Annotated in this window: 8 protein-coding genes; 3 read left to right on the plus strand and 5 right to left on the minus strand. The window is 55.3% G+C overall.

The features are described from left to right. Positions 1 to 126: 126 nt before the first annotated feature. Together M3G15_RS01280 and M3G15_RS01285 are read right to left on the minus strand one after the other, a co-directional pair. Positions 127 to 1122, minus strand: a complete 996-nt coding sequence (locus M3G15_RS01280; protein ID WP_260069848.1) for an anti-sigma factor — start codon at positions 1120 to 1122, stop codon at positions 127 to 129. Next, positions 1100 to 1708 carry an RNA polymerase sigma factor gene (locus M3G15_RS01285; protein WP_036645957.1) on the minus strand — a complete coding sequence of 203 codons (609 nt, stop codon included), beginning with the start codon at positions 1706 to 1708 and terminating at the stop codon, positions 1100 to 1102. The genes M3G15_RS01280 and M3G15_RS01285 overlap by 23 nt, the downstream gene beginning before the upstream one ends. 162 nt (positions 1709 to 1870) lie before the next feature. Here M3G15_RS01285 and M3G15_RS01290 point away from each other — a divergent pair, with 162 nt between their 5' ends. Genes M3G15_RS01290 through M3G15_RS01300 form a run of 3 tightly spaced genes read left to right on the plus strand, consistent with a single transcriptional unit; the run spans position 1871 to position 5139 of the window. Further along, positions 1871 to 3028, plus strand: coding sequence for a COG1470 family protein (locus M3G15_RS01290; RefSeq protein ID WP_009226038.1), 1158 nt, complete (start codon positions 1871 to 1873; stop codon positions 3026 to 3028). A gap of 3 nt (positions 3029 to 3031) precedes the next feature. Then, positions 3032 to 4045, plus strand: coding sequence for an ABC transporter ATP-binding protein (locus M3G15_RS01295; protein WP_009226037.1), 1014 nt, complete (start codon positions 3032 to 3034; stop codon positions 4043 to 4045). Beyond that, positions 4042 to 5139, plus strand: a complete 1098-nt coding sequence (locus M3G15_RS01300; RefSeq protein ID WP_009226036.1) for an ABC transporter permease — start codon at positions 4042 to 4044, stop codon at positions 5137 to 5139. Before M3G15_RS01295 ends, M3G15_RS01300 begins: the two co-directional genes overlap by 4 nt. Before the next feature lie 277 nt (positions 5140 to 5416). Here the strand turns inward: M3G15_RS01300 and M3G15_RS01305 are convergent, their stop codons facing one another. The 3 genes from M3G15_RS01305 to bglX all read right to left on the minus strand — a co-directional run bounded on the left by M3G15_RS01305 (position 5417) and on the right by bglX (position 12435). Then, on the minus strand, positions 5417 to 6382 hold the full coding sequence (locus M3G15_RS01305; protein ID WP_009226035.1) for a LacI family DNA-binding transcriptional regulator: 966 nt from the start codon (positions 6380 to 6382) through the stop codon (positions 5417 to 5419). A gap of 504 nt (positions 6383 to 6886) precedes the next feature. Continuing rightward, the gene (locus M3G15_RS01310) at positions 6887 to 10240 is read right to left on the minus strand and encodes a GH36-type glycosyl hydrolase domain-containing protein (RefSeq protein WP_260069849.1); all 3354 of its coding nucleotides are present in this window, start codon (positions 10238 to 10240) and stop codon (positions 6887 to 6889) included. Positions 10241 to 10269: 29 nt separating this feature from the next. Next, positions 10270 to 12435 carry a beta-glucosidase BglX gene (gene bglX / locus M3G15_RS01315; RefSeq protein ID WP_260069850.1) on the minus strand — a complete coding sequence of 722 codons (2166 nt, stop codon included), beginning with the start codon at positions 12433 to 12435 and terminating at the stop codon, positions 10270 to 10272. Between the last annotated feature and the right edge of the window lie 472 nt (positions 12436 to 12907).

Raw genomic sequence — 12907 nt, forward strand, 5'->3', positions numbered from 1 at the left:
AAATGTCTCCCTCCTGCCGAGCCGCTCGCCTTAGTTTTACGAGTCGTGCCCCGCTCGCCATATCCTGCAACTCTCGCGTAAAAAAGCGAAATTTAGGAAACCTCCCAAATCTCGCTTTGCTTGGCACTATCGCCCCAACAAATCCAACGAGATCGAATTAGAAAACCCGTTCATCTCCGGCGCGCCATAAGCGGGTTCAATCGTCAGCTCTAGGCTGTCTCCATAACTCAGCGTCTTGTCCTTGACGTAGAGATGCGCCCGGTTGTTGTGGTATTGCAGCAACCCTAAGCTGTCGCGCGCCCCTTCCTTCACGATCCATACGCGGACCATCTGCCCTTTATCCGGAACGAGCCCGCCGACCAGCATCAGCACCTCTCGGGTACCTGCATTGTACCACACCATGCCGTTCTCCGGCTCCATGCGGCCCATGGCGATTGGATAAGAGATCGTGTCCGGCTTCGACAGGACCGGCAGCGCTTCAGGCTCGTAGGTTTGCACATAGCGGTCCCAGCTGGCTTCGGGTTGGTTCAGGTGATCGATGACAACCCTCATGCCGACCAGTACGATCAGCGCGGCCGCCAGCGACACCGTCCACTTCCAACGAACGGTGAACAGCCGTAACGCTCGGCGTCGCCAGCTGATCCATCTTACCCGACTCCGCAGGCTGCGCCGTATCCGCTCGGAAGGGGTAGCGCCCGCCCACGGGTCCAAGCGCTGCGCGGAAGGAGAAACGGCCTGCTGATGCAGTTGAGGCTGCGACGGTCCTGGGGCAGCCGCCAGGTTTGGAGTAAGCTCCCGGTTGCCAACAGCCGGTCTCCCCGGCAGTTCCGGCAGCTCCATTTGCTCTGGCTGCACCTTCGTCCCCGGTTGCTCCGTTTTCTTCAGCTGCCCCGGCAATGAACCGTCCTCGCCGTCGATCCCCAGGACGCTCTCCCAATACGTTTTCTGCTCCAGGCAGACCGTGCAGCTATCCAGGTGCAACGCCATTTCAGAGTGCCGCGGTTCCTCCAGCGTTCCCAGCAACCAATCAATCCACTCCTGCTCGGTGTACATCCGAATGCAGACGTTCTCGTTGCCTGGCCCGCCGATGTTGCGAACCTTATCGCTGTCTTGCCCGTTCATGCTCATTCCCTCCTTCCAGCGGTTCTCCCCAACCTTGCTTCTCCAGCTGCTTGCGCAAATTGTTCAGCCCGTAACGTACCCAAGACTTTACGGTGCCAATCGGAACGCTCCAGGCTTCCGCCATTTCGCGTTGAGTTTGCAAGGCGAAATAAGAGCCCATAATCGCCTTCTTCTGCGTCTCCGGCAGCGCGTAGATCGCTGTGCGGAGCGCTTCCCGCTCCAGCCGGGACAAGACTTGGTTCTCGCCGGAGCTGTCTTCGTCCACCGCATCCCGGCGCAGCGCCTCATCGCCCGGATACTTCAGCCGCGCTTTGCGCCGCAATCGGTCCAGACTGCGGCTGCGGGTCATCACCGCCAGCCAGGCTTTGATTGACCCGCGCGACGGGTCATAGTCTTGCCCCCGCCGCAGCACCTCCAAAAACACCTCATGGCAAATATCCTCGGCCTCCATCCGCTCCCCAACCAGACGGCCGGCCACCTGCATGACAAAAGGAGAATAACAGGCATAAAACGCATCAAATGCGCGGACGGAACCGTTGCACATCTCACGCAGCTGCCTGGTCATCTCTTCATTTTGCAGGTCCATACTTGTCCCTCCCGCAAAATTTCTCCTCTTCTTACCTCCCGTTTTATCAAAAATGAATTCGCTTGAAAACCCCAAAAAAATTTCTAGAATCGAATAAATCCAAAGCGTCGTTTCGTGCGTACCTTTGATGAACATCATTATTTTTCTTAGGGGGTACAAGAGATGCTTCAAACCTATCGAAAAGCGGCGTTCTTGCTGCTCATTCTGGTCACGACCCTAAGCGTTGCCTTATCCGGGGTCGGCAAAGCCTCGGCGGCGGGCTCATTGGAGCTCTTCACGCCATATTTGGAATGGTCCGCTGCACCGGGCGAATCTGTGTCTTATTCGATCGATCTTGTCAACCATGGCAGCAGTACGGCTTCGGCCAATCTCTCGCTAGAGACGCAAAGCAAGGATTGGAAATACGAGCTCACCGCAGGCGGGCGCGAAATATCGCGGCTGGCGGTAAAGGCCGGTGAAACGCAATCCTTCACCCTCGATCTTGAGGTCCCGCTGCAAATTAACAAAGGCCGGTACGTGTTCAATCTTAAAGCGGATGATGCAACGCTGCCGCTGGTCGTTAACGTCTCCGAGCAAGGGACCTTCAAAACCGAGCTGACCTTGGATCAAGCCAACATGGAAGGCCATTCGGACTCCACGTTTACGTATAGCGCGGTGCTGCGCAACCGAACGACGCAAAAGCAGACCTACGCCTTCAACGCACAAGCCGAGCAAGGATGGGACGTTCGTTTCAAAGCTGACGGCAACAGCGTCACTTCGGTTGAAGTGGAACCCAACACCGAGAAGTCGATTACGATTGAAGTGAAGCCGCCGGAGCAAATCAAAGCCGGCACCTATGAAATCCCGATTTCGGCAACGAGCGGCGATACCACAGCCAACGCCAAAATCGAAGCGGTCGTAACGGGAACGTACGACATGAAGTTTTCCACGGTGGATGACCGGCTGAGCACAGACGTGGGCGCAGGTTCCGAACGCAAACTGACCTTCGTGGTCCAAAATACCGGCTCCGCTGAGCTGCAAGATCTCTCCTTCTCCTCGGCCGCTCCGACGGATTGGGAGGTGTCCTTCGAGCCTTCCTCGATCACATCGATCGCGCCGGGTGAAAGCAAGCAGGTTCAAGCCACCATTAAATCCAGCAAAAAATCGCTCCCAGGGGACTACATCGTCAGTCTGACTGCCTCCTCCGCGAACAAAAGCGCGAACGCTGATCTGCGGGTTACCGTAAAATCGTCCGTATTATGGGGATGGGTGGGGGTTCTCATCATACTGGCCGTTTGCGGAGGCATCTATTACCTGTTCCGGAAATATGGGAGAAGATAATCCATGGTTACGGAAACCGGCAAGACACCTACCCCATCGGCTACTGGCGAACGTCCGGTCATTGAACTCGTGCAGCTGACGAAGAAATACGGAGAAGCCACCGCCGTTGATCATCTGAACTTAAGCATCGCCCGCGGGGAAATCTTTGGTTTGCTTGGCCCCAACGGTGCAGGAAAAACCACAACGATCCTGATGATGCTCGGGTTGGCCGAGCCAACCTCGGGACAGGCGCGGATTTGCGGCTTTGACCCGACGCGCGAGGCGCTGAAGGTGAAGCGGAAGGTGGGTTATCTGCCCGATGATGTCGGGTTCTATGAGGATCGGACGGCGCTGGATAATCTTGTGTATACAGCAAGACTGAACGGCGTATCGGAGCAAGAAGCTTTGCAACGCGCCAAAGCCCTGCTGGAGAAAACCGGACTTGCAGACAACGCCGGCAAGAAGGTCGGAGCGTTCTCCCGCGGGATGCGGCAGCGGTTAGGTCTGGCGGACGTGCTCATCAAAAATCCGGAGGTCATTATCCTCGACGAGCCAACGCTCGGGATCGACCCCGAAGGGGTGCGCGAGCTGCTTGCCCTCATCTCTTCGCTCAGCCGCGACGAGAAGCTGACGGTGCTGCTGTCCTCGCACCATCTGCATCAAGTGCAGCAAATATGCGACCGGGTTGGTCTATTCGTCCAAGGCCGGTTGATTGCCTGCGGCGACATCCGCACCCTGTCCAAACAGCTGGATGCGGACGGCAACGTCTATGTAGAGGTTGGCGCCAAAGGCTGGACGGAGGAGCTAGCCCGTAACATTTCCAGCATCCAGGGCGTCCGTGACATCCGTTACCCGCAGCAAGGGGACGACGAGATCGAGCGGGGCGTTACCGCAACGGTGGTTTGTGAACGGGACCTTACCGCACAAATCGCCGAAGCCGTGATTCAGAAGGATGCGGAGCTTGTGTACATCCGCCGCAAGGAATACGGACTTGACGATATCTACCATCGCTATTTTGAAAAAAGGGGTGAGTCATGATGCAGCCAAACAAAACCGTGGGCAGCCGTTCTTTCAAAGAGCAGCTGCGCCTGGATGAGTGGCGGGAACGGGCACGCAAGCTATGGGCAGAGCTCCGTCCCGGCGGAGAAGCGAATCCGCCGCGGGAGCGCTCGTCTTCCTCTTTTTGGGTGATGGTCCAGAAGGAGATTGGTGACCACTTGAGCAGCTGGCGCTTTGGGATCCTAATGGGCATCATCGTACTGGCCTGCATCGGCTCGATCTATTCCGCTGTCTCGGCGATTCGTTCGGGCAGCAGTTCAGCTAGCGGCGGGGCGGGCGATACGTTCCTGTTCCTGAAAATGTATACCTTAACCAGTTCTGCACTGGCGGTTCCCTCTTTTTCTACCTTCCTCTCCTGGTTAGGACCGCTGATTGGAATCACGTTAGGGTTCGACGCCGTCAATTCCGAACGGAATAAAGGAACGTTGGGCCGCCTGCTGTCGCAACCGATCTACCGCGATGACTTCATCAAGGCTAAATTCGTTTCTGCTTTGGTGATCATTGCGGTCGTGGTCTTTTCGCTGGGGCTGCTGGTGATGGGACTGGGGTTGTTTACCATCGGATATCCGCCAACTCCAGAGGAATTCGCCCGTATCCTGATCTTCCTGCTGATTGCGGTGGTCTACATCGGCTTCTGGCTTTGCTTGTCGATTCTGTTCTCCATCCGCTTCCGGCAGGCAGCAACGTCGGCACTGTCGTCCATCGCCATCTGGCTGTTCTTTACGATCTTCTATGGCATGATCATCAACATGATCGACAGCGCGACGGCCGTCTCGCAAATGGCGGCGCCGGAGGCGCAGCTGCGGCAGATGAACCTCGTGCTGACGCTGAACCGCCTGTCCCCGACAGAGTTGTTCTCGGAGACGATCTCGACGATGCTCTCCCCCGGCGTCCGCGCCTTGGGACCGCTAACGATGGACCAGCTCGTCGGGGCGATCGCAAGCCCATTGTCACTGGGCCAAAGCCTATTGCTCATCTGGCCGCAATTGACCGGTTTGCTGGCCGCCACCATGATCTGCTTTGGCCTGTCCTACGTCCTGTTCATGCGTCAGGAAGTACGGTCAAGAGCATAAAATATGAAGAAGCCGCTGATTGGTTGGATCAGCGGCTTCTTTGTGTTTTTGTCGCGCCAAAATAGTGGTAATTTTTGGCCTTATTTCAGCCTTAACCCCTTGTTTCTGGAAAATAAGGCCATTTTAGGGTCTTATTTTCGCCAAATGTTGCTCAGAAGGGGGATTTCAAGCTCGTTTTCGCAGAATAAGGCCATTTTTTACCGTTATTCGTCCCGGTTATTCGCTCAACGTGAAAATAAGGGTAATTTGTACCCTTATTCTCCTCTTTTTGTCCGAATTAAACTTGACCCACGGAATTGCCCTTCACCAGCGTCACGTACACCCGCTCATGCTCGACCGGTTCCCCGGCCAGGATCTTCAGCAGCTGTTCGGATGCCAGCGCTCCCCACTTCCGCTTAGAATAGTCGATCGTCGCCAGACGCGGCACCGTATATTCGGCTAACTCGATGTTATCGAAACCGATAATATGGATGTCTTTGCCGATCACATAATCGGTCCGTTTCACCGCATTGTAGAGGCCAATCGCCATCTCGTCGTTCAGGCAGAATACGCCCACCGGTGTGGTCACGTCCCGAAGGATCTGCTCAGCCGCCCGTTCTCCGGCATCCTTATTGAAGTTTCCTTCGATTTCGGTCAGCTCCACTCCATCGAAACGGGCGACCGTCTGCTTCACCGCTTTCAGCCGCTGCTTCGAGTCATAGGAGCCCTTGGGCCCCGTGACGACATAAAGCTTGCGGTGCCCCTGCTCGATCAAGTGCTCGACCGCCAAGGTCGCTCCCGCCTTGTTGTCCAACAGAACCTGATTGATGTTCGGGTGGTTGAGCTCGCGGTCGAGCACCACGATTTTATGCCCAATGTCGGCGTACTTGAGCAGCTCCTGACTAGAGAACGTAGCGTCCAAAATAATCGCCCCGTCTACCATCCGCTCAGGCAGCAGTCGATGGGACTGCTTGCCGCTGCATACGACCATGTCGTACCCCTTCTGGTTCAGCACTTCTTTTACGCCCTGCAACAGGTCGCCGTAGAAAGCGCCGCTGAAGTCGGTCAAATACACGCCGATGATCTTCGACTCACGGGTTTTTAAGGAACGTGCGGCAGCATTGGGCACATAATTCAGTTGTTCCGCGATCGCCAAAATTCTTGCGCTCGTCTCGTCGGTAATTTTCGGACTTCCATTCAGTGCGTAGGATACCGTGGAGATGGAGACTCCGGCTTTTTTGGCAATGTCCTTAATGCTTACCACAACATTACTCCCCTTATCGGTAGTTCAAAAAGTGTTCTTTCCATCACGATGTGTTTCCTAGATGCAATTTCGACGTCGAATCTTGGACTCAGCCGGGAAAGCGTATGCTTCCGATGCATGTTTCCTTCGGAAACATTTCAGTTGCTCACGTAGGTTTTGCCTACGCTCCGCTACTCAATCCCTAAGCTTCATCCAACCTTCTCGGTGCTGGAAACCCCACTTTTTGAACCTCTATCTTATTCGGTAGTTCAAAAAATGGTCTTCCGATCACGAGGTGTTCCCCAGATGCAATTTCGACGTCGAATCTTGGACTCAGCCGGGACTTCCGTTGCTCACGTAGGTTTTGCCTACGCTCCGCTACTCAGTCCCTAAGCTTCATCCAACCTTCTCGGTGCTGGAAACCCCACTTTTTGAACCTCTATCTTATTCGGTAGTTCAAAAAATGGTCTTCCGATCACGAGGTGTTCCCCAGATGCAATTTCGACGTCGAATCTTGAATTCAACTTACATCCAGATTTCAACGACGTTATGATCATTCGACCCGAACGCCGCAAAATCCTGCCGGCTGATCCGAACGCCGCCGCTACGGTAAAATCCCGGATTCTCCCGAATCGGAATCTCTTGGCCGTTGATCCGCACTGCGCGGCCTTGGCCGTTCATGTGGTAGATGAACGTGGTCGGGAGGCCCATCCACGCAAAATCAAACCGCAGCCCATCCAAATGCGGCGGCAACACAGGGTCAATGATCAGGTCCTCCCCTCGCACTCGGATGCCTAGGCAGTTGGAGATCAGCTGGTTCATATAGATTCCAGGGCCGCTGGAATAAATACGCCAGCCGCCTTTCACCGGCACGTTCCCGCTCCGCAACTCATCAAACCGTTCCTCCGCATCGTAACGGGTGGCGAACTTGCCGTCCGAGCTGCTGAAGTAGACGTTGCTTTGCCGCAGCTCCGCATTCGGCACAACGTCCCTAAGCCCCACCGGGTTAATCTTGTGCAGCCCGCTCCAAGCTTCCTCGGCTTTGCCGAGCTTGGCCATCGCTTCGATGAAGCGGATATGGGCATGAACGTACTGCAGCCCGATCTCACGCCCGAAGTTGGACGCCTGCTCCGCCCGTCTGAAGTGTGTGCTAACGCCGCCCCGGTATTTGGCCGGCCGATCCATCAAGCGCACGCCATCCGGATGGTATAGCTTCTCTTTAATGACGCCGTAATGCGCTTCCGCCTGCTCAGCGGTGAGCAGCTCGGCGATCATGCTGCGTGTCATCGGCAGCAGCCGGTAATGGATCCCCGTTTTTGTATCCGTCGGATGCAGCATCAATTCGGCTTGCCCCGGTTGTTCCATATAGACGAAACCGGGGATAACTTCCGTGCCCAGCATATACTTGTTAAAATCACGCTTGATGCCCTCGGCCAGCTCCGCAAGTTCATTTGCCCAATGCTGCTCCTCTTCCGGCAACGCCTCCGCCAGCTGACGGAACGTCTGATACGTTAACGCCACCGTCCAGCTGCTGCTCATAAAGCGCTTGAGCTGGGCATTCGCCGGTTGCAGCGTATCGTCCCAATCCCCGTCGCCGTAGGAAGACAAATAAGTATCATGCAAGAAATGGCTGCGGATATAGCCGATTTCCTTCTTCGCATGCTCGCGGATCGTCGCCGGCGTGGCAGACAGTTCAAAGCTTCCTTTGACCGTATACGGAACCTCTTCATCCAGCAGCCCATAGTCCCCGGTCGCCGTCAAGTAATCACTCAGCACCTTCAGCGGCCAGACGATGATGTCGCCATGGCTCTCCTCCTGCTGAATCCGGAAGTAACGATCAAACATAAACCATTGCGGCCAGTTTCCGTCGTCCTCATATTGGTGAGCATACACCGTCTTCAGGATGTCTTTGACCACCCCGTATTTTTGCGTCGCCAAAAAATATTCCGCCGGTCCCTGGCAAACATCGCGGGTGCCCCAAGCGGCCCCGCCATATTGCTCCAGCCCATGGGGCAGCGAGAAATGGACAAGCATATTGTGCGTATACCACCAAGCCAACGTATTGAGCTTTTGCAGTTCCTGAGCTGCAGGCGCTGACGCTTCCTCCAGCGATAACCGGAAGCCGTTCATCACCCGGCCCAAAAACTCACGGTACCGAACGGCTTCTTCCTGTACCTCCCGAATCGCAGGCTTCGATTCCCCGCCATGCAGCAAACCTTGCACCGTGAGTGTCCAATTGCTGCAAGGCTCCGTTTCCAGCACCACCAGCGACGAGCTGCCCGGCGCTGCACCCGGAGCCAGCCGGCGTTCATCATATACGTTAAAGCCTGTTCCCGATACGTGCATCCGGTAAGCTAGGTCCGGATATACGGAAGCAGACAGCGCTTCGCGGTCGGCCCGGAACGTCAGCACCGATTCTTTTTGCTCCATGAGAAAAGAACGTTGGAACTCCAAATCATTCATAACGATTTGATTTGTCACCAAATAGCGGTACGCTCTGCCGTTCGCAGACACGATGTTCAACGCAAGTTCCGGGGAATCCGTTGCGGTATAGTTGGTGACAACGATCGTATCCTCCGCCATTTTATAGGTCCAGCGGGCGTAGTTAAAGCCCATCTCAAACATCGACGGCATCGTCAACAGCCGGTACACCCCGTCCAATTCCACGTAGATCCGTTGTCCGGACGCTTTGGAGACGTTCAGCGCATTGCGTACGTTGGAAACCCACTTGTGGAATGAGGTGTTGCCCACGACCACCTGGGAATTAAATACGCCGTACATGTATGAAGTTGTCGTGATCACTTCGCTGCCCACCCGGTCGTTCCCGCCGGACATCAAGATGATGCCATGCGGACGCTCGACCTGAAGCTCTTTTTCCTTCAAAACGACATGCTCGTGCGTATCCGTGAAGAAAGATAGCAGCTGCCCGCCATCCCGCTCCTCATGCTGACGATGCGGGAATAGCGCCTCGATTTCGGCGTCGTCCATCGGTAAACCCCACAGCGGCTCGCCCAATTCCGTCGCTAAGGTTACTGGAGCTGCAGCCTCAACCGCATTTACAGGGGCGGCCTCGAATTCACGCCACGCATCTTCAATCAACTCCTGGAATTCCAGCGTCTCGATCGCTTCCGGATGATCCTCCCGCACCAGCCCGTAGAAGACAACCCGCGCTTGCCCATTCAGCACCTGACGACCTGTTTGAAGCGCCGCATACGCAAATTCGTATTGATATACTTCGTTCGCCAGCTCCTTGCGCATCAGCGCTTCGGGGTGATCCGTCTCCTTATAGGACAACCCAAAAAATTGAAAGCCATCGGTCGAATATCCCGCAGCTCCGGTGAGCGCCCCTTGCTGCATATAAGGGAATTTTCCGCGCTGCGGCTGGTTTTGCCGCGAGCAAATGACCGTGCCCCGCCGCTCATGCCGGAATACGGTATGGTCGATGTATTGAGACATATACGCTTCATTGCTGCGTACCGCTCCCGGTTCGGCAAGCCCGATATCCTGACCATAGACAACGTCGATCTCAACCGAGGTTTGTCCCTCCAGCCGAACGTCCCAGAACCAAATGCCCCGGGAATCCAGTCTCAACACGACCTCGTACTGAATCCCTTCGGCTTCCCCCTTCCAAACCGCAGTATCCGCCCCGAAGCTCAGCCGGCTGATCGAGCGAATGCCAAGCAAGGGAATGGCCCGAATCCCCTCGGGGAGGTGCAGACGTAAATACAGATTGTTCAGCGAACCCTCCACCGGGCCGGATAACAGCTGATTCATCAGGATGTCCCGGTATTTCATTTCGTACAGATCGCCGCTGTTCCATAACGTAAAGGTCAAGTCCCCCGACTGAAGAACTTTCCACGCCTCCGTTGCTGTCGTCATCCTTTCCACTCCTTTGATCCTTATGATTTCTATTTTTGCAAAATAAATCGCACGCCCGCGGCATCCCGGCTGTTGGGACCCACAAAGGCCACAAACTCGCCCGCATCGCTGCTGTAAGTCAAATCGCTATGGTGATATCGCAGCTGCGCCTCGGTAATTTCAAAAGTGACTTCCTGAGTTTCCCCCGGCTGCAACAGGATTTTGCGGAATCCCTTCAGCTCCTTGACCGGCCGAACCACGTCCCCCGCGATATCGCGGATATAGAGCTGCACGGTCTCCTCAGCGGCTGCCGATCCGGTATTCGTCACGTTCACCTTGATTGTCAGCGGCTGTTCTGGTGTCATAACCGTTGCCGACAGTTCCGGTTCGCTATACATAAACGTGGTGTAGCTGAGCCCGAACCCAAACGGGAAAAGCGGCTCGTTTGGCATGTCCAGATATTGCGAAACGTATCTAATCTGAGCGTCCGACGCTCCCTTCGGGCGCCCGGTGTTGAAGTGGTTGTAGTACACCGGAATCTGCCCTGCTGCATATGGAAAAGACATCGACAGCCGTCCCGACGGCTGTACGTCCCCATACAACAGGTCGGCGATCGCATGGCCGCCTTCGCTGCCTGGGAACCAGGCTTCAAGCACGGCACCAACACGATCTGCTACGCCGTGCAGGTCCAGCGGCCGGCCGTTAAACAACACGGCCGCCATCGGCTTGCCGAGCTCAGCGAGACGTTCGATCAACGCCAGCTGCGCCTGCGGCAGCCGGATATCTCCCCGGCTGCCCGCCTCACCGCTCATTTCCGAGCTTTCGCCTAACGCCAGCACGATCACGTCGGCGCCAGCCGCTGCGGCCACAGCTTCCTGAAGCCGGCGGTCATCGGCTTCCTCGATGCCGCAGCCCTCCGCAACAACGATCCGGCTCGCGCCTGCCTTTGCGACTAGGCCGTCATAAAGGCGAACCGCCGCTTCCGTCGACCCCTGCCATGACCACGGGCCAAGAATGTCACCGCTTTGCGCAAACGGGCCAATCAACGCGATCGATTGATCCCGCCGCAGCGGCAGTACGCCTTCGTTTTTGAGCAGAACGCAGGATTTAGTTGCCAGCTCGCGGGAGGCGGCCCGGTGTTCCTCGCAGAAGACGATCTCCGCTTCCCGCTCTGGATCTGCGCCGCGATAAGGATTGTCAAAGAGTCCGAGCTTCTCTTTGAGTTGCAGGATCCGCAGCACCGCTTCGTCAATCCGTTTTTCCTCGACCACCCCGGTCTTCACCAGCTCCGCCAAATGCTTCATATAGCAGGTGGTCATCATCTCGATGTCGATGCCCGCTTCGATCGAGCGGCGGGCCGCTTCCTTCTCGTCGGCCGCAGCTCCGTGCGGAATCAGTTCTTTCACTGCGCCCCAATCTGAGATGATCACGCCGTCAAAGCCCCATTCTTCGCGAAGCAGCTGACGTAATAAGCGCCGATTGCCGGTTGCCGGAATGCCGTCCACCGTGTTAAACGAGGCCATAACCATTTCGCAGCCTTCTTCCAACGCGGCTTTGTAAGCCGGCAAATAGGTTTCACGCAACCGCCATTCCGACATGTCGACGGTGTTATAATCCCGTCCGCCCTCGGCAGCGCCATAGGCGGCGAAATGCTTTACACAGGCAGCCACCCGGCTTGTATCGTTCCGCAAATCGCGGCCCTGGAAGCCGCGGACAAACGCCCGAGCGAATTCGCTGTTCAGATACGGATCTTCGCCGGTCGACTCCATCACCCGCCCCCACCGGGGATCACGCACCAGATCGACCATCGGGGCAAACGTGACATGAACCCCTGACACTGCGGCTTCTCTGGCAGCAATTTCTGCGCTTCGCTCAGCCAGAGACAAATCCCAAGAGCAGCCGATGGCCAGCGGTACGGGGAAGATCGTTTTAAAGCCGTGAATGATATCGGCCATCATCAACAGCGGAATGCCTAAGCGGTTCTTCTTTAAATGAGCCTGCTGCACGTTGATCGCTTCCTGCGCTCCGGATAATCCGAGAACCGAACCTGTGTTACGCACTGTTTCCTCAGATACGCCCAGCTCCTGCATCGGACCAGTGATTTCTCCCTCGGTCCGGGCTCCTTCAAAGAACGGGACGGCGAGCTGCAGCAACTGGTCGATTTTTTCCTCCAGGGTCATCTGCTTCAGATAATTCTCTATGGGTTGTTGTGTCATGGGTTCCCCACCTTTTTCGATGTAAGATTATTGTTATAGCATGATGGTGAAACGTTTCGATTATTTGAATAGTTGGATTATATATCGAATCAAAAAATCCGTCAATTTTCATGGAATGCGATTTCAAAATTTGTAGAAACGTTTCAATAAAGTCGTTTTAACAAAATCAGCTCCGGGTTATGATCCGAAAAAAAGATATTGAATACGATTACAATCTGTTTTATAATGAATCGAAACGTTTCACTTAGTTCTGATTTTCCGGGAACTAGGTTCATATTTTTCTTAATCGAAACGTTTCACCTGTCTATTGTCGCTGTTCTGCGGCATCATCTTTGGTACAAACAAGGGGACCCATTTCTATGCTTGAGAAGGAGGTGTTGCCTGTCCTCAAGGCCGGCTCATCTGTTTTGCATAAAATCGCTAAATAATGTCTCATATTACTTACAGCTATTATTTTCAGAAAGGACGATCC

The organism is Paenibacillus sp. p3-SID1389, assembly GCF_025151705.1.
Taxonomy (GTDB): Bacteria; Bacillota; Bacilli; order Paenibacillales; family Paenibacillaceae; genus Fontibacillus; species Fontibacillus phoenicis.